Origin of the sequence: Burkholderia sp. MSMB617WGS, assembly GCF_001532025.2 — a bacterium.
GTDB classification, from domain to species: Bacteria; Pseudomonadota; Gammaproteobacteria; order Burkholderiales; family Burkholderiaceae; genus Burkholderia; species Burkholderia savannae.
Genome location: NZ_CP013458.1, coordinates 924,650 through 945,693, shown reverse-complemented (window position 1 = coordinate 945,693; position 21,044 = coordinate 924,650). Strand labels below are relative to the sequence as shown.

The following is a 21,044-nucleotide window of genomic DNA, read 5'->3' as shown; positions in this document are numbered from 1 at the left end:
GAATCAGGACATGCTGAGCGTCGTCGTCGACCGGCCCAATAGCATGGGCGTGCGTGAATTGCCGACGCCCGCGCCCGCCGCGGGCGAAGTGCGCGTGCGCGTGCGTTATGCGGGCATTTGCGGTTCCGATCTGCACATCTTCCACGGCAAGAACCCGTTCGTCTCGTATCCGCGGATCATCGGCCACGAGTTCGTCGGGCGCATCGAATCGGTCGGCGCGGGCGTCGACGCGTCGCGCGTCGGCGAGATCGTCGCGGTCGATCCGGTCATCAGCTGCGGGCACTGCCATGCGTGCGCGATCGGGCGGCGCAACGTGTGCCGCAACCTGAGCGTGCTCGGCGTGCATCGCGACGGCGGCTTCAGCGAGTACGCCTGCGTGCCCGCGGCGAACGCGTACCGGATTCCGCCCGAGATCGCCGACACGTGCGCGGCGATCGTCGAGCCGTTCGCGGTCGCGGCGAACGCGACCGCGCGCACCGGCGTGCTGCCGTCCGACGTCGCGCTGATCTACGGCGCGGGCACGGTGGGCCTCACGCTGCTGCAGGTGCTCAAGCACGTCTACGGCATCCGCGCGTTCATCACCGATCGCCTCGACGAGCGCCTGGAACTGGCGCGCCGGTGCGGCGCGGCGGCCGACGAGGTGATCAACGCGGCGGCCGAAGCGCTGCCCGACGCACTGCTGCGGCGCGGCGTCGACGGCGGCCCGACGCTGATCTTCGACGCCGTCTGCCATCCGTCGATCCTCGAGGAAGCGGTGCGGCTCGCGGCGCCCGCCGGGCGGATCGGCGTGCTCGGCTTCTCGTCGGAGCCGTCGTCGATCGTGCAGGCCGAGCTGACGAAGAAAGAACTGACGCTGTGCGCGTCGCGGCTCAATTGCGCGATGTTCGCGCCGGTCATCGAATGGATCGCCAAGGGGCTCGTGCATCCGGAGCACATCGTCACGCACAAGGTCGATTTTCGCGACGTCGCGCATGCGTTCGATCTCGCGGAGCGCAATCCGCGCGAAAGCTGCAAGATCCTGCTGGATTTCGCGGCGCAGCCGGAGTGAAACGCACGAAACCGAGCGCAGCCTGACGCGGCTCGTCGGGCACGGTTGCGGCGGCGCGCAAAGCGTGACGCGGCGCGCGGGCGGCGGCGCACATCCGCACATCCGCGCAAATGCGCAAATACGCATTTGCGCGTTCGCCAACCGGCAAGGCCGCTCGGTCGCGCCGCGCGCGGTCGACAGCCAACCGTGCGACGCGGGGATTCGTGCGGCGCCACACGCAGTTCGACACGCGCGGCGCACGGCGATTTCGGACGGGACGCACGCGCACGGGACGCACGCGCGATGCGCCGGGAACGCCATGCTCAGGCGCGCGTCGCGCGGCCGCCCGCAGCCCCATGGCTTCGCGATCGATACGGGAACGACGCGCAGCGAACCCGCGCCGAGCTCAAGCGCTATCGCGATCGATCGGGGCGACGCGCCGAATCAAGCGCTACCCGCACTCCACTCCGGCAACCTCCCTTCGCAGCCGACGCGCGCCTTCGAGACGGACGAACAGAACGGACGAACCAAACGAAGCCCCCAAAACGGAGGACCCGAACCGGCGGCCCACACGAACGAGCAATTCAGTATTTCGCGTCGCGCGGCAATCGCCTTCGCCGCACGTTGCTAAACTCGCGGGCTCGACCACCAGCCAACCGACAGGGGTGCACCGATGTACCGCAAAGGCATCGTCCTCGAAATCCAGTTCCCGCCTGAACGGCTCAACGACGCCGCCGGCGATCCGTACTGGATCGATCTCACGCTCGACGAAGCGCGCCGGCTGCATCAGCAGTTGAACGCGCGCTTCGCGACCGAAGCGAGCGCGAACCAGCCGCTCGATACGTTCTCGATCGACTGACGCCGGGCCGCGATCGCGCGCAGCCGCCGGCTGTGCAGAATCCGACAAGACGGCCGCGCCCGGGTGCGCGATACTCGGCGGCTTCCACGTCATGCCGGCTTCGTCCGGTCCGCTTCGCATGCCGGTTTCCGCTTCTCTCGCCGCCGCGGCGTTCGTCGCGCTGTGGTCCACGGGCTTCATCGTCGCCCGCGCGATCAAGCCTTACGCCGATCCGAACCTGTATCTGCTCGCGCGCTTCTCGGGCACCGCGCTCCTCTATGCGTGCGTCGCGCTCGCCGTCCGCGCGCCGTGGCCCGCGCGGCGCGATTGGGGACGCCATCTGTTCGCAGGGGCGCTGCTGCAAGGCGTCTATCTGAGCGCGAGCTACTGGGCCGTCGCGCAAGGGCTCAACGCCGGCGTGATGGCGCTCCTCGGCGCGCTGCAACCGCTCGCGACCGCCGCGCTCGCCGCACCGCTCTTCGGCGAGCGGCTGTCCGCGCGGGGCTGGCTCGGCATGGCGCTCGGCGTGGCGGGCGTCGCGCTCGTGCTCGCGCCGAAGCTCGACGCCGCCCCCGCGACGGCGGGCGGCGCGCCCGCGTGGGTCGTCGTCGCGATCGCGGTCGCGGCCGTCGCGTCGATCACGGCCGGCTCGCTCTATCAGAAAACCTCGCTCGCGCAGACCGACTTGCGCACCGCGGTTGCGTTGCAGAACTTCGGCGCCGCGCTCGTCGCCGGCGCCGCCGCCGTCGTGCTCGGCGAAACCCGCTGGCACGGCACGCCCGCGCTGTGGGTTTCGCTCGCATGGGGCGTCGGAATGCTGTCCGGCGTCGCGGTGATGCTGCTGATGGCGATGTTGCGGCGGGGCGAGGCGGCGCGCGCGACATCGCTGCTGTTCCTCGCGCCGCCCCTCGCCGCGCTGCAGGGCGACGCATTCTTCGGCGAAACGCTCGTGCCGCTGCAGATCGCCGGCTTCGCGGCCGCGCTCGCCGGCGTCACGCTCACGCGCCGCCGTTGACGGCCGGCGTGCGCGCGCGAATCCGCCTATGATCGAACCTTCGATTCCGTCGCCGAGGAGCGCGCCGATGTCCCGCCCCGATCACGCCGCCCGCCAGCAGGCGATCGCAGCCGAGCTGCACGTTTCGCCGTCGTTCGACGCGCACGACGAAGCCGAGCGCCGGATCGCGTTCCTCGCCGACTACCTGCGCGCGGCCGGATTGCGCGCCTACGTGCTAGGCATCAGCGGCGGCGTCGATTCGTCGACGGCGGGCCGGCTCGCGCAACTGGCCGTCGAGCGGCTGCGCGCGTCGGGCTACGACGCGCGCTTCGTGGCGATGCGGCTGCCGTACGGCGCGCAGCATGACGAAGCGGACGCACAGCGCGCGCTCGCGTTCGTGCGCGCGGACGAAACGCTCACGGTCGACGTGAAGCCCGCCGCCGACGCGATGCTCGCCGTGCTCGCCGCGGGCGGCCTCGCGTATCTCGACCACGCGCACCAGGACTTCGTGCTCGGCAACATCAAGGCGCGCGAGCGGATGATCGCGCAATACGCGGCCGCGGGCGCGCGGCGCGGCGTCGTGATCGGCACCGATCACGCGGCGGAATCGGTGATGGGCTTCTTCACGAAATTCGGCGACGGCGGCGCGGACGTGCTGCCGCTCGCGGGCCTGACCAAGCGCCGCGTGCGCGAGGTCGCGCGCACGCTCGGCGCGGACGAGCGGCTCGTGACGAAGACGCCGACCGCCGATCTGGAAACGTTGCGCCCGCAACTGCCCGACGAGCACGCATACGGCGTCACTTACGAGCAGATCGACGACTTCCTCGAAGGCAAGCCGGCCGACGAAGCGGTGAGCGAGACGGTGCTGCGGTTCTACGACGCGACACGCCACAAACGCGCGCTGCCTTATACGATGTTCGATTGGCCGGGCCGCGCGGCGTAAGCGCGCAGACGATGTCCATTCGGTATCGTTTTTTCGATGCGCCGTGCGGCCGGCTTTCGCGTCGACGGCGGCTTTCGCATCGCGCGGCGCAGTCCGATGCGGTCCCGTCGGCGCGGGCACGCATTCGCGTTCGCGACGACGGTGGCGTGCGGCTCCGGGCTCCCGTTTCTTGGCCTTTCGCTTCCGAATTCCGGCCTCTGGCACTGCGCTTCCGGCTTGTTGCCGCTGACTCCCGATTTGCAGTGCCTGCCTCGCGCCTCGCGCCAGTTGCTGCATTGACGGCTCGCCATTCAGCCATCGCGCTCGCCGCCGCCCGGAGCCGGCGATCCGGAAGCCGGCGATGCGCGCATGCCGTCCTCGACGCCCGGGCCGCCCGGGCCGCCGGTTTCGTGCGCGCGATCCGCACCGCCCGGCGCAGCGCCGCCGCTCGCCGCGGCCGTGTCGTCCGCGGCACGGGCACCGCCGGCCGGCTCGATCGCCCTCGCCGCATCCGCATCCGCGCCCGCCGCGGGCTCGACGCCGCGCCGCGCACCCGCGCCGTCACCGACCGCGCCGACGCTGCGCGCCGAACCCGCATCGCGCCCCCCGGCCCCCACACCACCCGCCCCGGCGCCGGCGTTCGCGCCTGCATCGCTCGCAGCCTCGGCACGCCCGGCCGGAACGGCGCCGCTCGCGGCCGAATCCGCGCCGCCCGTCTCTGCGAGCGTCGCCCGCACGAGCGCCGCGCTCATCCATTTGACGACGGTCATGAACTGCTGGAAGTCGAGCCCCCAGATGTCCTTCAGCACGACCATCGCCTCGGTGCCGTAGAGCAGCGACAGCGCCTGCGCGAGCCGCGCGGCCGCGGCCGGATCGACGCCCGCCTGCACCATCGGCTCGACCGCGAGCGTCAGCAGCCGGCGGCGATTGCCGCGCCGGTACTTCGGCTCGTCCTGCGCGCGCCGCGCGCGCTCGTTCGCCCATTGATGCAGCGCGACCTGCAGCGCGGCACGCAATGCGCCCTCGTGCTGCTCCATCCGCGGATACGCGAAGTCGAGCAACTCGTTGACGCGCGCCTCGACCGACGTCGACGTCGGCCGCCATTGCAGCACCGGCCCGAGGCTTTCGTCGACGACGGTGCTCACGAGCGCCGCCTGGGAGGGGAAATAACGGTAAGCGGTCGCGCGCGACACGCCGGATGCGTTCGCGAGCTCGGTGATCGACGGAAACCAGCCTTGCTCGAGCATCGACAGCGCGGTTTGCAGCAGCAGCTCGCGGGTCTGCGCGCGAGTCTCGGACAGCGGTTCCGGTGCGGATTCGGTAGTTGGCATGTGTTTTGTGAGGACGACCGCTGAGACGGCCGTCTCATCTGTGTTAAAGTGATCGCGGAATCGAATCGCGGTGACATCGTGCGACAAACGAACGATTGGCGAAGGAGACCAAATGGTACCCCACCGTAAACAGATCTACGTTGCGGCAACCGTTGATACAAAAGGCGCGGAAGCGCATTTCGTCAAGGACCGGATCGTCGAATCGGGGCTTTCGGCGGTCGTCGTCGACCTATCGACCCGCACGCCGGGCCTCGCGGCCGACATCGGCGCGGACATCGTCGCCGCGCACCATCCGGACGGCGCGTCCGCCGTATTCTGCGACGATCGCGGCCGCGCGATCGCCGCGATGGCGGTCGCATTCGAGCGCTACCTCGCGAGCCGCGACGACGTCGCCGCGCTGATCGGCATCGGCGGCTCGGGCGGCACGGCGCTCGTCACGCCGGCGATGCAGGCGCTGCCCGTCGGCGTGCCGAAGCTGATGATCTCGACGATGGCGTCGGGCAACGTGTCCGCGTACGTCGGCTCGTCGGACATCGCGATGCTCTATTCGGTGACGGACGTCGCCGGCCTGAACCGGATCTCGCGCCAGGTGCTCGCGAACGGCGCGCACATGATCGCGGGCGCGGTGCGCGACATGCAGCCGTTGCCCGGCGACCTGAAGCCCGCGCTCGGCCTGACGATGTTCGGCGTGACGACGCCGTGCATCCAGGCGGTCACGTCGCGGCTCGAAGCGCGCTTCGACTGCATCGTGTTCCACGCGACCGGCAACGGCGGCCATGCGATGGAGAAGCTCGCGGACAGCGGCCTGCTCGACGGCGTGCTCGATCTCACCACCACCGAAGTCTGCGACCTGCTGATGGGCGGCGTGCTCGCGTGCGGCGAGGATCGCTTCGACGCGATCGCGCGCAGCAAGACGCCGTACGTCGGCTCGTGCGGCGCGCTCGACATGGTGAACTTCGGCCACATCGACACGGTGCCGCCCCGCTACGCCGGCCGCCTGCTGTACAAGCACAATCCGCAAGTCACGCTGATGCGCACGACGCCGGCCGAGAACCGCCTGATCGGCGAGTGGATCGGCGCGAAGCTGAACGCGTGCGACGGCCCCGTGCGGTTCCTGATTCCCGAAGGCGGCGTGTCGGCGCTCGACGCGCCGGGCCAGGCGTTCTGGAGCCCGGAAGCCGACGCGGCGCTGTTCGACGCGCTCGAGGCGACGGTCGTCCAGACAGAGCGCCGCCGCCTCGTGCGCGTGCCCGCGCACATCAACGATCCACGGTTCGCCGACGTCGCCGTCGAACACTTCTTATCGCTTCTCGCAGCACACCGGAATTGAAGATGAAGAGACTTTCACGCGCCGAGATCCTCGAGAAGCTGCGCGCGGCCATTGCGCGCGGCGAGCCGATCATAGGCGGCGGCGCGGGGACGGGCCTGTCCGCGAAATGCGAGGAAGCGGGCGGCATCGACCTCATCGTGATCTACAACTCGGGCCGCTACCGGATGGCCGGGCGCGGCTCGCTCGCGGGCCTGCTCGCGTACGGCAACGCGAACGAGATCGTCGTCGACATGGCGCGCGAGGTGCTGCCCGTCGTCAAGTCGACGCCCGTGCTCGCCGGCGTGAACGGCACCGATCCGTTCTGCAACTTCGACGCGTTTCTCGACGAGCTGATGCGGCTCGGATTTTCCGGCGTGCAGAACTTCCCGACCGTCGGCCTCATCGACGGCAACTTCCGCGCGAATCTCGAGGAGACCGGGATGGGCTACGCGCTCGAAGTCGACATGATCCGCCTCGCGCACGGCAAGGGCCTGCTGACGACGCCTTACGTGTTCAGCGAAGCCGACGCGATCGCGATGGCCGAAGCCGGCGCGGACATCGTCGTCGCGCATCTCGGCCTCACGACGGGCGGCACGATCGGCGCGAACACCGCGCGCACGCTCGCCGATTGCGTGCCGCTCGTGCGCAACTGGGCCGATGCGGCAAAATCCGTGCGCGACGACGTGATCGTGCTCTGCCACGGCGGCCCGATCGCGTCGCCCGAGGACGCCGCGTACATCCTGCGCGCGTGTCCGCAGTGCCACGGTTTCTACGGCGCGAGCTCGATGGAGCGCCTGCCCGCCGAAACCGCATTGACCGACATGACGCGGCGCTTCAAGGAGATCGACAGGCGCGTCGCGTCATGACCCGCGCGCGAAGCGCGCGCCTTGCACGAGAAACCGAACGACGATGAACCACACCTCCTTCGCCAGCAGTGTCATCGACGCGCCGATCGAGCGCGTCTGGGCGTTCTTCCGCGATTTCGACGGCCTCGCCGCGTTCCATCCGGCGATCGTCGAGAGCCGGCTCGAGCCCGGCCCGGACGCTTACACGGTGGGCGCGATCCGCCATCTGACGCTGTCGGACGGCTACGTCCGCGAAAAACTGCTGAAGCTCGACGAGCCGAATCACGCGCTCGAGTATTCGATCATCGAGACGTCGATGCCGGTGCGCGACTATGTCGCAGGCGTGGAGCTCTTCCCCGTCACCGATTCGGGCAAGACGTTCGCGCAATGGTGGGCGAACTTCACGACGCAAGGCGTCGAGTTGCAGCCGGTCGCGGCGTCGATCAGCGAGCACGTGTTCGCGGCGGGGTTCCGCTCGCTCGCGGACAGGTTGCGCGCGCGCTGACTTGCGTGCGCGCTGACGTGTCGCACGCAGCCGTGCCGTTTCGTCGCGCCGCCGCCCATCGCGGGCATCGCGCGCGGCTTGCCGGCGAGCTTCGCCGCCGCCTTGCCGCACCGCCCATGCGCGGCGCGGCGGCACGGCGACGCAGCGCCGCCGGCCGTTTCTCGGGTTCTGGCAATGGCCCTCGGATAAAGCCGGAACCTTTTTGGCCGACCGTGACCGGTCGGCCACTTTCTATCCGCAAGCGCGCCGCGCACGACGGCGCATCCCCACGCAGCAGACGAACGGATCGCGCGTAACGCGCGATCCGTTCGCACACCGCAATACCTGCGACAAGCGGGCGCAGCCGCTTCTCCAGAAATTCATCTGGATTAAGTTATTCGCCGCCCCGCGCCTGCTCACAAAGATGCATTTGCTGTGCATCAATACTCGCCTGCCTCGCGATCGATAGCTTGGAGGAAACGAAGCCAGCGAGGGGCTAATCATGAAAGAAGACCTGCAATCGATCCGTGGCCAACTGCGCGCCACGTTCCTGTCCGTCCTGTTCGGCGCCGTCGTCGCGACGAGCGCGCATGCCGCAACGGCGAGCGCATCCGGCAAGATTCCCGGCGACTTCGGCCCGCCGCAAGGCGAGCCGATCCACGCGACGCTCGTGAGCCCGCCGAACGTGCCGCCGCCCATCGCTCGCCGCTATCCGGCGAAAGTCATCGTCGATCTCGAAGTGATCGAGAAAGTGATGCCGATCGCGGACGGCGTGAACTACACGTTCTGGACCTTCGGCGGCGCGGTGCCCGGCAACTTCATCCGCGTGCGGCAAGGCGACACGGTCGAGTTCCATCTCAAGAACCGTCCGGACAGCAAAATGCCGCACAACATCGATCTGCACGCGGTGACGGGGCCGGGCGGCGGCGCGACGTCGAGCTTCACCGCGCCCGGCCACGAATCGCGCTTCACGTTCAAGGCGCTGAACGAAGGGCTCTTCGTGTATCACTGCGCGACCGCGCCCGTCGGCATGCATGTCGCGAACGGGATGTACGGCCTGATTCTCGTCGAGCCGCCCGAAGGGCTGCCGAAGGTCGACCACGAGTACTACGTGATGCAGGGCGATTTCTACACGAACGGCAAATATCGCGAGAAGGGGCTGCAATCGTTCGACATGGACAAGGCGATCGACGAGCGCCCGACCTACGTCGTCTTCAACGGCGCCGAAGGCGCGCTGACGGGCGACAAGGCGATGCGCGCGCGCACCGACGAGACGGTGCGCCTCTTCATCGGCAACGGCGGGCCGAATCTCGTGTCGAGCTTCCACGTGATCGGCGCGGTGTTCGACAAAGTGCGCGCGGACGGCTCCAGCGTCACGCAGAACGACATGCAGACGACGCTGATTCCGGCGGGCGGCGCGGCGACGATCGAATTCCATACGCGCGTGCCGGGCAACTATACGTTCGTCGATCACTCGATCTTCCGCGCGTTCAACAAAGGCGCGCTCGCGATCCTGAAAGTCGATGGTCCGGACAACAAAGCAATTTATTCGGGCAAGGAGCTCGATACGCTCTATAGCGGCGACAGCGTCAACGCCGCGGCGGGATCGGGTTCAACGGGATCGCCGGCGGCGGCCGCCGGCACGAAAGACGGCACGAAAGGCGGCGCCTCGCTCGTCAAGACGAGCGGCGCGCCGCTGTCGCTGCCGGCGCAAGTGAAAGCGGGCGGCGCGGTGTTCGCGAGCACTTGCGCCGTGTGCCATCAGAGCAGCGGCACCGGCTTGCCGGGCGTGTTCCCGCCGCTTGCCGGCTCCGATTTCCTGGCGGCGAATCCGCAGCGCGCGATCGGCATCCTGCTGCACGGGCTGAACGGCAAGGTGACGGTCAACGGCCGCGACTACGACTCGGCGATGCCGCCGATGGCGCAGCTGACCGACGACGAGGTCGCGAACGTGCTGACGTACGTGCTCAACAGCTGGAACAATCCGGGCGGCCGGATCGGCGCGGACGAAGTCGCGAAGGCGCGCGCGAAGACGCCCGCCGTCGCCGAGGCGTCGCACTGACCGCCGACATCGGGGAGAACCGCCATGCGCGCCTCGAAACCGTCGTCCATGTGTTGCGCCGCGAGCGCGGCCCGGCTGGCCGGCATCGCGATCGCCGCGGCGCTTGCCCTCGCCGCGGGCGGCGCGCACGCCGCGCGCTTCGTGCGGCTGCCGGGCGGCGACTTCGAAAGCGCGCTGCCGCAGGACGTCCCAGGCCGCTCGGCGCCCGTTCGCATCGACGCGTTCGAACTGCAGGACACGCCCGTGACCGTCCGCGCGTTCTCGGCATTCGTGAGCGCGCATCCCGAATGGCGGCGCGACCGCGTCGCGCGCGTGTTCGCCGGGCCCGCGTATCTCGCCGACTGGGCCGATCCGTTGCATGCGGCGCCGCAAACGCCGCCCGACGCGCCCGTCACGGGCGTCAGTTGGTTCGCCGCGCGTGCGTACTGCGCCAGCGAACGCGCGCGGCTGCCGACGTGGCTCGAATGGGAATACGCGGCGGCGGCCGACGCGACGCGCCCCGACGCGCGCAACGATCCGCTGTGGCGCCGGCAGATTCTGTCGTGGTACGAACAGCCCGCCGCGCGCGTGCTGCCGCCTGTCGGCGGCGTGCCGAACGTCTACGGCGCACGCAACCTGCACGGGCTGATCTGGGAATGGGTCGACGATTTCAATGCGCTCTTCATCAGCGGCGACAGCCGCACGCAAGGCGACCCGGACCAGCAACGATTCTGCGGCGCCGGCGCGATCAGCATCGTGCGCCGCGACAGCTACGCGGTGCTGATGCGCGTCGCGCTGCTGTCTTCCCTCACCGGCGCGGATTCGACCGGAAGCCTCGGCTTTCGCTGCGCCCGTTCGATTTCAGGAGATCAACGATGAAACCAGGACATCGCATCCGGCGCGGCGCGCTCGCGCTGTGCGTCGCAGCATGCGTCGCGACGACCGCTCGAGGCGCGGGCGTCGCCACATCGGCCGCGGCCACCGCGGCCGCCCCCTCGGCGGCGACGGATTCGCTCTATCAGACGAGCACGCTGCTGACCGATCAGGATGGCAAAACATTTCGTCTCGCCGATTTGCGCGGAACGCCGACGCTCGTCAGCATGTTCTATACGTCGTGCAAGATGGTGTGCCCGATGCTGTTCGAGACGATCGGCCTCACGCTCGACGCGGGCGGCGAAGCGGCGCGCAAGCGAATCAAGGTCGTCGCGGTGACGATCGATCCCGATCGCGATTCGGTCGCGGTGCTGCGCAAGACGGCGAACGCGCACGGCCTCGACGCGCGCTGGCGGCTCGCGCGCACCGACCGCGACAACACGCGGACGGTCGCCGCGCTGTTCGGCGTTCAGTACCGGAAGCTCGCGAGCGGCGAGTTCAATCATTCGAGCACGATCGTGCTGCTCGACGCCGACGGCCGCATCGTCGCGCGTACGAACACGCTCGGCGAGACGGACCCGGCGTTCGTCGACGCGATGCGCAGACAGCTCGCCGCGCAATGAGGCGAAGCGCAGTGCGATGCGGTGCGGTGCGGCGCGCCGCGCCGCACCGCGGCGTAGAGCGTGCGCGCTTCGGCCAGCGCGCACGCGTCGAAATAAAAAAGCGATCGCCAATCACGGCGATCGCGAAAGCCGCCTGTTCCGAGGCAGATCGGAAGGGCTGACAGGCGGTGGCCTAACTCATCGCGCGATCACGGCTTGCCTTCTTTGCGGCCGCTTTCACGCGGATCGATCATCGGATGCCGGACGAATCAGGCGCGCCGACACAGCCGGGCGCGAACAAGCGGCGCGTGGCGTGATGAAAATGGACGAACGCCGTGCGCGCGTGCCCGCATGAAAATGCTTGCGCGCGCAACACGCTGCCCGGGCCGAGCGATCGGCGCTCGTCACGCATGTCACGGCGGCTGCCGCCGATGCGAGCATGCAGCGCCGCCATCGTTGCTGTGAAGCTCGGCCAGCGATCGTGCTCTCTCACGCGCATCCGTCAGTCAAATCCGGAGCAACGTCCGCACATCGGCCTAGGGCCTGTTCCCGCTAATAACGGGCTTGCGCTGGCCGCCAGAAGGGCCGAGCGCGAGGATTGCGACGAAGCGAATACTCGACGTATTCGCGAGGAGCATGGCGCAGCGATCGGCCCTTCTGGCGGCCAGCCCCTCGACGGATTTTTTCGATCACGGGAACGTGCCTTTGCGCCCGCATGGCGGCGTCGTTCGTCGTTGCAATAGCGACGGCTATTGCGCCTCCTCTCTCCTTGCCATGCGGGCGCAAAGGCACGTTCGCAAGCCCGTTATTAGCGGGAACAGGCCCTAGCCGGTTTATCTCGTCGTCGCCTTCTTAAGCGAGGCTCACTGAATCCCCGCAGCCTCCGCCACGCCGCCCGGCGGCCACGCATACAGGCAGCGCCCCACGAATTGCCCGTTCCTTCCACCCGGCGCGAGCATCGATTCAACTGATCGATTGATCCCCGCCGCATCCCGATCTTGTCCATCTACCGGGCCGCATCGACCTATCGCATTGCCTCGACCTGAACCCTTTCGGCGCTCCTCCAGCATTTCGACTAACCGATTTCCCTGTCAATGACGATTCCGCTCAGTGATCGGAACCTGGGATTTCATCGACACATCGAATCGCGTCCGCGATCTGAGCATTTTTTCGCTGGCTTCGTCATTCGACAGACGGATTACAAGCACGACCTGCAACTTCTCTTTTAATAACTCAGACAGCTACTGCGTCAAGCCTATTTCCATATTGCAAAAACAATAATTATCTTAACGGAGATAATATGGATGAATTGGCAACCCATCGAAACTCGTAGATCTAACAGGTACTCCCTCCGTAACCGACCGAGCGGCACCACACTCGGCACAAGCCATGTGCACGCGCCCACAACCATTCATGTCCAACATGCACAAATGGATAATCGAACATATATTATTTATATCTTTAATTCATTTCCACAAACTTTACGCCCTCCGCCAAAACACAAAACAATCGAAACCATCCCGATCAAAAAAACGAATGAATCGGCCTTCCGGATTGACCGCACAATCTCTCGCAGATCCCGTTTTACCCGACTATTAACAACGGAACCATCGGGTATCATGCCGAAGCTCGTCGAATGAACAAGGTTCTTCCGTCCACGCGCCTGAACGACCGAATTTGGTTGATCGAGAATCGAAATACCGAAACCAGGAATCCCAAAAACATGAATTCATCGCCGAACCGAGGCGCCATGGAGCTTGGCAAGCAATCCAAGTACGAATCCACGTACAACCCGGAGAAGCTTTTCGCGATTCCGCGCACGATCAAGCGCGAGGAAATCGGCATCACGGGCCCGTTGCCGTTCTTCGGCGTCGACGTGTGGAACCACTACGAGCTCTCGTGGTTGACGCCGCGCGGCGTGCCGCGCGTCGCGATCGCGACGATCGTCGTGCCGTGCGCATCGCCGAACGTGATCGAGTCGAAATCGATGAAGCTGTATTTCAACACCTTCAACAACACGTCGTTCGAGACTCCGGCTGACGTCGAGCGCATCGCCGCGCAAGACCTGTCGCGCTGCGCGGGCGCGCCCGTTTCCGTCACGCTCGAGCCGCTGGAGCGCGCCGCCGCGCGCCACATCGGCACGCCGGCCGGCACGTCGATCGACGAGCAGGACATCGCGATCGACGCATTCGACGTGGACCGGCGGCTCCTCGCGACGCATGACGAACAGGTCCGCGAAACGCTCTATTCGAACCTGCTGAAATCGAACTGCCTCGTGACGGGACAGCCCGACTGGGGTACGGTCTCGATCGCCTACGAAGGCCGGCGCATCGATCGCGAGGCGCTGCTCAGGTACGTCGTGTCGTTTCGCAATCACGAGGAATTCCACGAGCAATGCGTCGAGCGGATTTTCAAGGACATTCAGCAACGATGCGCGCCCGCACGGCTGACCGTCGCGGCCCGCTACACGCGCCGCGGCGGCATCGACATCAACCCGGTTCGCAGCAGCGAGCCGCTGCACGACGTGCCGAATCCGCGCTTGATCCGGCAATAGCCCGCCTCGCAGGCCGATCATGGAATACGCTTCTCATGAAATCGAAGCCGTCATCGAGCCGTCGCTCGACAACGACGCGTTGCTCGTCCTGGTGCGCGTGTGCGATTCCGGCGCCACCTTCAAGATGTCGCCGCGCGAGCTGAACACGAAATCGTGGCTCGGCAAGTTCTCGCGCGAGGACGTCGCGCACATCGGCTTTCTCAACGCCGCCACTGACACGGACGGGCTCGTCCCGCTGTCGTACTTCCCGACGCGCAAGCATCGACTGACGCCCGCCGTCTTGCTGCTCGCGCTTGTCTATGTCGGCTTCCTGATGCTGTCGAACGTGACGGGCGCGCGCGTCATCGAGCTCAGGATCGATGGGCTGCCGCTTCTCGGCGCCGTCAGCTTCGGCATTCCGGCGGCGCTGATCGCGTTTCCGATGACCTACGCGTTCAGCACGATCATCACCGAGGTCTACGGATATCGCGTCAGCCGCCTGGTGATCTGGGGCGGGCTGGCGGTGAACCTGATGTTCATCATCGGCACCTGGCTGCTGTCGCTGCCGCCCGCGTTGCCCAGCTGGGAGGCGCGAAACCCGACGCTCGCCGCCGCATACCCGGCGCTCGCGCTCGAATTCGCCCGAACGTTCGTCGCGTCGACCGTCGCGTATTTCTGCGGCGAGTTCATCAACACGACGTTTCTCGCGAAACTCAAGATCGCGACGGCCGGCCGCCATCTGTGGGCGCGTATCGTGTCGAGCACCGGCGTCGCGATCGTGATCGACAGCACGCTGTTCTGCGCGATCCTCTTCTGGGGGCGGCTGCCGCGGGACGTCGTGCTGACGATGATCGGCATCCAGATAGCCTTCAAGCTGATCTACGAGCTCGTGCTGCTGCCCGTCGTCACGGCCGTGTCGAAGCGCCTCAAGCGCGTGGATCAGATCGACTACTACGACTATCACACGAGCTTCAATCCGTTTTCGTTCAAGGATTGATGAGGCGCGACTCGGTCACGACGCCGAGCACCGCAACGCCCCGGCCGAAAGCGTCGACCGTCTGCGCGTGCGGCGCGCCGACGCTTTTGAGCCGGACGGCCTCGCCGTCCTCGATCACGCGGCGCAGCGCCGGCTCGCCGCCGTCGATCGCGGCGACGACCATCTGAGCGTCGCGAAACGCGAGGCCCGGCTCCACGATCACGACCGACCCTTCGCGAAACCGCGGCGCCATCGACGGTTTCGTACGCGCCGCAAACGCGCCGGGGCCGCGCGGCGTATTGACCGTCACCCATCGCGTGTTGCGGGCGGCGTTGTCATGGCCGCGCGAGAAATCGAGCATCTCGTCCCATTCGAGAATCGGAATCGGGTAGACGCGCTCGCTATGCAGCAGATACCCGACGGTCGAAGCGAGCGCGTCGGCAATCGCCAATACGGTGCTGATGCGCGGATCTTCGGTCGACATCGACAGCACGCGGCTCAAGGTCGCCGGCGAGATGCCGGTCTGACGCGCCTGCGGCGCGCGTCGATGCGGCGCAGAGACCCGCCTTCGCCAGGGCTTCGCCATGCCGCGCCTGGCGGATTCATGCGCGACACACGCGCCGTGCTCGCACTTGAGCGAATCCGAATTTCCACGATTCAGGATTCGATCGAACCACGCGTGCACGCTCCGACTGGCAACATCGTTCGCCAGCGCCGAGGAATTCGGATGCGCCGCGCCGCTGACGCGGCTACCACCCGAATTTCAACTCCGCGCCCAGATAATCCGCGTTTCGACCGCCCGCGGCGCGGATCGCGTCGCCGATCTGAAAATGCACGATTTCGAGCGCCGCCGCCAGATTCGCCGTCACCGCCCAATCGGCGCGCAACTGCGTGTAGAAACCGGTCCACTTGCCGCCGCGCCCCGCCGTGCCCGGCACGGGCGACGCGCCCTGCGCATAGACCGCGTCCGCCGTCGTCGCGCGCCACTGAAGCCCGACCGCCGCGAGCAGCGTGAGCGCGTTGCTCGGCTTCAACGTGACCGACGGCTTCACGTGAATCAAATTCGTATAGCCGGTGTAGCCGGCGAGCGCGAAGTAGTAGCCGTTCGGGAACAGCGGATTGAACGTCTCGATGCGGCCGTCGTGCGGGTGCCGGTCGCCCGACGCGGCGTCGACCTGCAAGCCGACGCGCGGCGTCCAGCGCACGTTGGCGAACGTATAGCCCGCGAGCGAGCCCACCGCCCACGCGTCGATGCGCTGCGCGCCGACGTGCCCCGACTGGAGCATGCCTTCGACGTCCCAATCGACGTTGCGCTGCCTGCCCGCGTACCGGACATCGAACACGTCGCGATGCTCCGCACCCGAGCCATCCAGAAACCGGGCCTGCGCCCGGTTGTACCGCGAATAATAAGCGGACAGATCGCCGGGCCCCACGCCCTGACGTTCGATGCGCACGCCGCTGAACGTGAGATTGCGGTTCGACACGTCGTCGAATGCGTGATCGTCGCGATACTGGACGGGCTGCGTCGCATAGCCGATGAAGCGCCACGGGCCCTCTTCCCAGTCGGCCCAGATTCCGTCGAACGCCTGGCGCACGTTCGGGCCGTCGCGCACCGACACGAAGCGCTGCAAGTCGAACGCCATCTCCTGGCGGCCGATTCGCGCCTTGAAGACGCCGGGCCCGATCGCGCCGGCATAGGTCACGAACGCCTGGCGCAGATCCACGCGATTGCGATCGACGGAGCCGACGTCGTCCTTGCCGAACGTGCGCGCGTCCTCGAGCTGCACGAACACCTGCACGTGCCCGGCGATTCGCAGGTCGGCATGCACCTGCGCGCGCTGCAGCACGTAGGTGTCGTCGTGCGCGCGGCCGAGGCCGAACAGCGGCGCATCGTTCATCTCGAGCCGCTCGCGCAGCACCGCGCCGAGCGACAGATACGTGTCGCTGCGGCCGAGCAGCGGCAGGTATTTCAGCGCATCGAGCGGCCTGCGCGGCACGCACGGGTCCGCGAGCGCCGACCAATCCTCCTGCCAGCGATTGAACAAGATCGCCGGACGCGCCTTCGTGCAGGACGATGCGTCCGGCGATGCGGGCGACGTGGGTGACATGGGTGACGTGGGTGACGCGGGCGACGTGGGCGTCGTGGGCGACGCTGGTGACGTCGGCGACGCGGGTGACATGGGCGACGCATCCGCCGCATGCGCGCGCACCGCCGCGAACAGCGACATCAGCGCCCAGCAACCGAGCGCGGAAACGCGGCGCATCGTCATTGCGCGTCGTGCACTTCCGCGATATAGCCGCCGGGGAACGCGAGCATCGCGGTGCGCCCGGCCTGCGTGCGATAGGGCCGCGCCAGAACCTTGACGCCCGCCGCCTGCGCGTTCTCGAGCGTCGCATCGAGGTCGGCGACCGCGTAGCCGGTCGTTTCGCGGCCGTACGGATACGGCAGCTTGCCGTCGGTCACGAACGCGGCGACGCGTCCGAAAGTCGATTCGATCACGATCTTGCGCACCTCGGCGCCCGGCCGGCCGATTGCGCCGCCGTCTTCGCGACGGTTGTCGGAGACGATCTTGCCGTGCGAAAACCGGACCCAGCTCTTGACGAAGCGATCCGCCTCGTACGGCGACAGATAGACGCGATTGTCCGGAACCGTCGCGAGCGGCGCGTAAGACGGCGCCTTCCGGTGCCAATACAGCTGCATCATCACGCCGCCCGGCCAGCGAACGACGGCGTCGCGGCCGATCGGGTCGTCGAACGAATCGACGACGATGTCCGCGCCGGCGGCCCGCGCGGCCTTCACCGCGTCGTCGAGATCCGTCACGAGATAGCCCGTGCGCTCGGCGCCGAACGGATAGGGAATCGGCGTCTTGAACCCGAATACCGACAGCATTCCCACCGGCGTCTGCACGTATTGCGACAGCGTTTCGCTCGGCGTCGGCGTGACGGTGAGCGTCACGCGCGGCGACGCCTTCCCGCCGAACGTCGCGACGAAGCTGTCGACGAACGCGTCCAGATCGGGAACCGCGACGTAGACATGCGTCGTGTCGTATTGCGGCCCGACGGCGACCGGCGGCGCCGATGCGATCGCGCGCGCGGATTCGGCGGCGGCGCCCGCATCCGCATCCGCGAAAGCGGCGGGCATCTGCGCGAAGCCGAACATCAGGGCGGCCAGCAAGGCCGAACGTATTCCCGAGCGTCGTATTTGCATGCTTGTTTCCCAAAGTGGTGAAGTCATCGACATGCCGCGCCGGCGCCTGCTGCGCGCCCGCGCGGCGTTTGGTCCGGCCAGCCGGCCCCGGGGACGAGTCCGCCGAGAATCGCGAGGCAATCGTCGAGGCGGCGGTGCACGCCTTCCAGGCCGAGCGTCGCCGCGCGCGCGGCCGCCGGTTCGATCGCGAGCGGGATGCCGTCGAGACGGCGGCAGATCTCGCCGGCGAAACGTATTTCGGCGGACTGCGCGCCGGGCGTGCGCGGCCGCTGCCGCGCGTTCGCGCGCGCGAAGCACAGCTGGACGGCCGAATGCGCCGGAATGTCCGCGTCGCTCCCGCCGACGCTTCGTCGCGCGACGCGACCAAGCGCGTCACCGGAATGCGACGAGACAGCGACGCGCGGCACGCGCGCCCGAGCGCGCTCACACCGCCCAGCACGAGCAGCCGAGCGCGCCCCAGAAGCTCTTCAGATCGTCGACCGGCAGCTTGCTGCTCCACGCGCTCGCATGCCGATGCGCATGAATGCCGCAACGGTTCGCGCACGCGCACGCCTGCGCCGCCTGCCGGACCACCTGCTGCAGCGACGCGCCGCCTTCCTTGTCGCCCCACGCCGCATAGCCGCCGAACACGCGGGCGGGCGACCAGTCCGGCATCGCGGGCGGCGGCGCGCCTTCGTCGATGTCGGCGAACGGCCCCGCGCCGTAGACGACCTTGCCGCCGACGACGGTCAAGAGCGACGTCGTATCCGCGATGTCGGATTCCGGGCATGCGAAGAAATCGCGGTCGGGCACGATCAGATCCGCGAGCTGCCCGACCTGAATCCGGCCCTTCTTGCCGACTTCGTTCGAGAACCACGTGACGTTCTCGGTCCACATCCGCAGCGCGGTTTCGCGATCGACGCAATTCGCGCGCGGATAAAGCTGCGCGCCGCCGACCGTCTTGCCGGTGACGAGCCAAGCGAGCGACACCCACGGGTTGTACGACGCGACGCGCGTCGCATCGGTGCCGGCCGACACGTTGACGCCCTTGTCGAGCATCCGCCTGACAGGCGGCGTCGCTTCCGCCGCGGCCTGGCCGTAGCGCTCGACGAAGTATTCGCCCTGGTACGCCATCCGGTGCTGAACCGCGATCCCGCCGCCCAGCGCGGCGATCCGGTCGATCGATTCGTCGGAAATCGTCTCCGCGTGATCGAAGAACCAGTTCAGCCCGTCGAGCGGAATGTCGCGGTTCACGCGCTCGAACACGTCGAGCGCGCGGCTGATCGTTTCGTCGTAGGTCGCATGCAAGCGCCACGGCCAGCGATTCTGCGCGAGCACGCGCACGACCGCTTCGAGCTCGCCTTCCATGTCGGGCGAAAGATCGGGGCGCGGCTCGCGGAAATCCTCGAAGTCCGCCGCCGAGAACACCAGCATCTCGCCCGCGCCGTTGTGGCGGAAATAGTCGGTGCCGTCGTGGTATTTCGATGTCGCGGTCCAGTTCAGGAAGTCCTGCTTCTCTTCCTTCGGCTTCTGCGTGAACAGGTTGTACGCGAGCCGGATCGTCAGTTGATCGTGCTTCGCCAACTGCTCGATCACCGCGTAATCGTCCGGATAGTTCTGGAAGCCGCCGCCGGCGTCGATCGCGCCCGTCACGCCGAGCCGGTTCAGCTCGCGCATGAAGTGCCGCGTCGAATTCAGTTGATATTCGAACGGCAGCTTCGGCCCCTTCGCGAGCGTCGCGTAGAGAATCGCCGCATTCGGCCGCGCGAGCAGCAGCCCGGTCGGGTTGCCCGCCGCGTCGCGCGCGATCCGGCCGCCCGGCGGCTCCGGCGTGTCCTTCGTATAGCCGACCGCGCGCAGCGCCGCGCCGTTGAGCAGCGCGCGATCGTACAGATGCAGGATGAAGACCGGCGTATCGGGCGCGACGGCGTTCAGCTCGTCGATCGTCGGCAAACGCTTCTCGGCGAACTGATGCTCGGTGAAGCCGCCGACCACGCGCACCCATTGCGGCGCGGGCGTGACGGCCACCTGGCGGCGCAGCATCGCCATCGCGTCGGCGAGGCTGCGCACGCCGTCCCAGCGCAACTCCATGTTGAAGTTCAGGCCGCCGCGAATGATGTGCAGATGGTTGTCGATCAGGCCCGGCAACACGCCCTTGCCTTGCAGGTCGACGATCCGCGTGTTCGCGCCCGCCGACGCGAGCAGCTCGTCGCCGCCGACGGCGACGAACCGGCCGCTCTTGATCGCGACCGCGCTCGCGGCCGGATTCGAACGGTCGAGCGTCGTGAAGCGACCGCGGTGCAGGATCAGATCGGGGGTGGCGTGTGCGGCGTGGTCAGCCATGGCGTTGCTCTCCGGATGACGAATCGGGGTGACGGGCGGCTGCGACCTGCGCCGGCGCGTCCGGCGCCTTCGGGCAAGTCGGCAATTGGCCGAACATGTGCGGCTTGACCTGGTGCTGATACCAGGAAGTCGACGTCTCGGCGTTGCTCAGCAGCCGCTTGACGAGCGGCGGCACCTGCTCGCCCGCGAGGATGCCGAGCAGGCCGACGAGTGCGATCACGGGCGGCGCCGGCGAGCGCACGTTGGAGACGCCGTAGATGATGCCCACGAGCAGCCCCATGGCGAGCGACAAGACATAAGCTTTCATGATGGGTAGTCCGGATGTAGTGGTCGTGTGCGTCGTCGGAACGTCGAGCTGGCGCGCGAGCGGTGAACCTGCGATCCGTTCGCGGGCGTCTCGATCGGTCGCGGCTGACTATCGCATTTGCGGGCGCTCGCGTATTGAACGTTTGTCGCCAGTTTTGAACGATAGCGACGCGACGCGACGCGACGCGTTCGCACGCGCACGCGACATCGAATGGCGCGAAGCGGCGATGCGGCGATGCGGCGATACGGCGATACGGCGATACGGCGATACGGCGGCATCATCGTCGACGGCGAGCAGTTCGCACGCAAGCCGACGCGCAACGTTCACCGGACTCCTCGCCAAGTTTGCGCACTATTGTTCAAGACGGCCGGACATCCACGCTCTAGCATCCATCCCGCAGCAGATCGTTCGAGTCGGCGCGCCCGCGTTTCG

At 67.7% G+C, this 21,044-nt stretch carries 18 protein-coding genes; 12 read left to right on the top strand and 6 right to left on the bottom strand.

All coding sequences use genetic code 11. The features are described 5' to 3' along the window. Nucleotides 1–10 precede the first annotated feature (10 nt). The 4 genes from WT60_RS24670 (at nucleotide 11) to nadE (ending at nucleotide 3,802) form a co-directional block, all read left to right on the top strand. Nucleotides 11–1,048 carry a Zn-dependent oxidoreductase gene (locus tag WT60_RS24670; RefSeq protein WP_059575969.1) on the top strand — a complete coding sequence of 346 codons (1,038 nt, stop codon included), beginning with the start codon at nucleotides 11–13 and terminating at the stop codon, nucleotides 1,046–1,048. 652 nt (nucleotides 1,049–1,700) lie between these two features. Beyond that, nucleotides 1,701–1,886, top strand: a complete 186-nt coding sequence (locus tag WT60_RS24665; RefSeq protein ID WP_038753957.1) for a hypothetical protein — start codon at nucleotides 1,701–1,703, stop codon at nucleotides 1,884–1,886. Between the two features lie 91 nt (nucleotides 1,887–1,977). After that, a complete protein-coding gene (locus tag WT60_RS24660) occupies nucleotides 1,978–2,880 on the top strand; it encodes a DMT family transporter (RefSeq protein ID WP_060356382.1) in 903 nt (300 codons plus the stop codon). Between the two features lie 67 nt (nucleotides 2,881–2,947). Beyond that, nucleotides 2,948–3,802, top strand: a complete 855-nt coding sequence (gene nadE, locus WT60_RS24655; RefSeq protein WP_060356397.1) for an ammonia-dependent NAD(+) synthetase — start codon at nucleotides 2,948–2,950, stop codon at nucleotides 3,800–3,802. A gap of 290 nt (nucleotides 3,803–4,092) precedes the next feature. On the opposite strand, the gene WT60_RS24645 is transcribed toward nadE, so the two are convergent. Then, nucleotides 4,093–5,112 carry a TetR/AcrR family transcriptional regulator gene (locus WT60_RS24645; RefSeq protein WP_060356380.1) on the bottom strand — a complete coding sequence of 340 codons (1,020 nt, stop codon included), beginning with the start codon at nucleotides 5,110–5,112 and terminating at the stop codon, nucleotides 4,093–4,095. A 112-nt stretch (nucleotides 5,113–5,224) separates the two neighbouring features. Here WT60_RS24645 and WT60_RS24640 point away from each other — a divergent pair, with 112 nt between their 5' ends. The 8 genes from WT60_RS24640 to WT60_RS24595 all read left to right on the top strand — a co-directional run bounded on the left by WT60_RS24640 (nucleotide 5,225) and on the right by WT60_RS24595 (nucleotide 14,796). Then, nucleotides 5,225–6,442 carry a Tm-1-like ATP-binding domain-containing protein gene (locus WT60_RS24640; RefSeq protein ID WP_038753968.1) on the top strand — a complete coding sequence of 406 codons (1,218 nt, stop codon included), beginning with the start codon at nucleotides 5,225–5,227 and terminating at the stop codon, nucleotides 6,440–6,442. Between the two features lie 2 nt (nucleotides 6,443–6,444). Continuing rightward, on the top strand, nucleotides 6,445–7,287 hold the full coding sequence (locus tag WT60_RS24635; protein WP_038753970.1) for a phosphoenolpyruvate hydrolase family protein: 843 nt from the start codon (nucleotides 6,445–6,447) through the stop codon (nucleotides 7,285–7,287). A gap of 43 nt (nucleotides 7,288–7,330) precedes the next feature. Continuing rightward, nucleotides 7,331–7,771, top strand: coding sequence for an SRPBCC family protein (locus WT60_RS24630; RefSeq protein WP_059647483.1), 441 nt, complete (start codon nucleotides 7,331–7,333; stop codon nucleotides 7,769–7,771). A gap of 481 nt (nucleotides 7,772–8,252) precedes the next feature. Next, complete coding sequence (nirK, locus tag WT60_RS24620) at nucleotides 8,253–9,812, top strand: copper-containing nitrite reductase (RefSeq protein ID WP_060356379.1); 1,560 nt, start codon at nucleotides 8,253–8,255, stop codon at nucleotides 9,810–9,812. Between the two features lie 24 nt (nucleotides 9,813–9,836). Then, nucleotides 9,837–10,670 (top strand): formylglycine-generating enzyme family protein, encoded by an 834-nt coding sequence (locus WT60_RS24615; RefSeq protein ID WP_059670503.1) that lies wholly within the window; start codon nucleotides 9,837–9,839, stop codon nucleotides 10,668–10,670. Further along, nucleotides 10,667–11,287: an SCO family protein gene (locus tag WT60_RS24610; RefSeq protein ID WP_038753981.1), complete on the top strand. Its 621-nt coding sequence runs from the start codon at nucleotides 10,667–10,669 to the stop codon at nucleotides 11,285–11,287. The genes WT60_RS24615 and WT60_RS24610 overlap by 4 nt, the downstream gene beginning before the upstream one ends. Before the next feature lie 1,729 nt (nucleotides 11,288–13,016). After that, the gene (queF, locus tag WT60_RS24600) at nucleotides 13,017–13,820 is read left to right on the top strand and encodes an NADPH-dependent 7-cyano-7-deazaguanine reductase QueF (protein ID WP_231752029.1); all 804 of its coding nucleotides are present in this window, start codon (nucleotides 13,017–13,019) and stop codon (nucleotides 13,818–13,820) included. Between the two features lie 19 nt (nucleotides 13,821–13,839). Next, nucleotides 13,840–14,796: a queuosine precursor transporter gene (locus WT60_RS24595; protein WP_060356377.1), complete on the top strand. Its 957-nt coding sequence runs from the start codon at nucleotides 13,840–13,842 to the stop codon at nucleotides 14,794–14,796. Here WT60_RS24595 and WT60_RS24590 read toward each other — a convergent pair. From WT60_RS24590 to WT60_RS24565, 5 genes are all read right to left on the bottom strand, one after another. Further along, complete coding sequence (locus WT60_RS24590) at nucleotides 14,786–15,259, bottom strand: S24 family peptidase (RefSeq protein ID WP_082754934.1); 474 nt, start codon at nucleotides 15,257–15,259, stop codon at nucleotides 14,786–14,788. The two genes, WT60_RS24595 and WT60_RS24590, sit on opposite strands and share 11 nt — an antisense overlap. A gap of 265 nt (nucleotides 15,260–15,524) precedes the next feature. Then, nucleotides 15,525–17,045 carry an alginate export family protein gene (locus tag WT60_RS24585; protein ID WP_060356375.1) on the bottom strand — a complete coding sequence of 507 codons (1,521 nt, stop codon included), beginning with the start codon at nucleotides 17,043–17,045 and terminating at the stop codon, nucleotides 15,525–15,527. Next, entirely contained in the window at nucleotides 17,042–17,935 is an 894-nt protein-coding gene (locus tag WT60_RS24580; RefSeq protein WP_060356374.1) for a hypothetical protein, read from the bottom strand. The genes WT60_RS24585 and WT60_RS24580 overlap by 4 nt, the downstream gene beginning before the upstream one ends. 471 nt (nucleotides 17,936–18,406) lie before the next feature. Further along, the gene (locus tag WT60_RS24570; protein ID WP_038743824.1) at nucleotides 18,407–20,305 is read right to left on the bottom strand and encodes an amidohydrolase; all 1,899 of its coding nucleotides are present in this window, start codon (nucleotides 20,303–20,305) and stop codon (nucleotides 18,407–18,409) included. After that, a complete protein-coding gene (locus tag WT60_RS24565; protein ID WP_038743822.1) occupies nucleotides 20,298–20,612 on the bottom strand; it encodes a XapX domain-containing protein in 315 nt (104 codons plus the stop codon). The genes WT60_RS24570 and WT60_RS24565 overlap by 8 nt, the downstream gene beginning before the upstream one ends. Nucleotides 20,613–21,044 lie beyond the last annotated feature (432 nt).

What these genes read in the sequence shown, in the direction of transcription:
- WT60_RS24670 (WP_059575969.1), top strand. Translation starts at nt 11, where the DNA reads ATGCTGAGCGTCGTCGTCGACCGGCCCAATAGCATGGGCGTGCGTGAA.
- WT60_RS24665 (WP_038753957.1), top strand. Translation starts at nt 1,701, where the DNA reads ATGTACCGCAAAGGCATCGTCCTCGAAATCCAGTTCCCGCCTGAACGG.
- WT60_RS24660 (WP_060356382.1), top strand. Translation starts at nt 1,978, where the DNA reads ATGCCGGCTTCGTCCGGTCCGCTTCGCATGCCGGTTTCCGCTTCTCTC.
- nadE (WP_060356397.1), top strand. Translation starts at nt 2,948, where the DNA reads ATGTCCCGCCCCGATCACGCCGCCCGCCAGCAGGCGATCGCAGCCGAG.
- WT60_RS24645 (WP_060356380.1), bottom strand. Translation starts at nt 5,112, where the DNA reads ATGCCAACTACCGAATCCGCACCGGAACCGCTGTCCGAGACTCGCGCG.
- WT60_RS24640 (WP_038753968.1), top strand. Translation starts at nt 5,225, where the DNA reads ATGGTACCCCACCGTAAACAGATCTACGTTGCGGCAACCGTTGATACA.
- WT60_RS24635 (WP_038753970.1), top strand. Translation starts at nt 6,445, where the DNA reads ATGAAGAGACTTTCACGCGCCGAGATCCTCGAGAAGCTGCGCGCGGCC.
- WT60_RS24630 (WP_059647483.1), top strand. Translation starts at nt 7,331, where the DNA reads ATGAACCACACCTCCTTCGCCAGCAGTGTCATCGACGCGCCGATCGAG.
- nirK (WP_060356379.1), top strand. Translation starts at nt 8,253, where the DNA reads ATGAAAGAAGACCTGCAATCGATCCGTGGCCAACTGCGCGCCACGTTC.
- WT60_RS24615 (WP_059670503.1), top strand. Translation starts at nt 9,837, where the DNA reads ATGCGCGCCTCGAAACCGTCGTCCATGTGTTGCGCCGCGAGCGCGGCC.
- WT60_RS24610 (WP_038753981.1), top strand. Translation starts at nt 10,667, where the DNA reads ATGAAACCAGGACATCGCATCCGGCGCGGCGCGCTCGCGCTGTGCGTC.
- queF (WP_231752029.1), top strand. Translation starts at nt 13,017, where the DNA reads ATGGAGCTTGGCAAGCAATCCAAGTACGAATCCACGTACAACCCGGAG.
- WT60_RS24595 (WP_060356377.1), top strand. Translation starts at nt 13,840, where the DNA reads ATGGAATACGCTTCTCATGAAATCGAAGCCGTCATCGAGCCGTCGCTC.
- WT60_RS24590 (WP_082754934.1), bottom strand. Translation starts at nt 15,259, where the DNA reads ATGTCGACCGAAGATCCGCGCATCAGCACCGTATTGGCGATTGCCGAC.
- WT60_RS24585 (WP_060356375.1), bottom strand. Translation starts at nt 17,045, where the DNA reads ATGACGATGCGCCGCGTTTCCGCGCTCGGTTGCTGGGCGCTGATGTCG.
- WT60_RS24580 (WP_060356374.1), bottom strand. Translation starts at nt 17,935, where the DNA reads ATGTTCGGCTTCGCGCAGATGCCCGCCGCTTTCGCGGATGCGGATGCG.
- WT60_RS24570 (WP_038743824.1), bottom strand. Translation starts at nt 20,305, where the DNA reads ATGGCTGACCACGCCGCACACGCCACCCCCGATCTGATCCTGCACCGC.
- WT60_RS24565 (WP_038743822.1), bottom strand. Translation starts at nt 20,612, where the DNA reads ATGAAAGCTTATGTCTTGTCGCTCGCCATGGGGCTGCTCGTGGGCATC.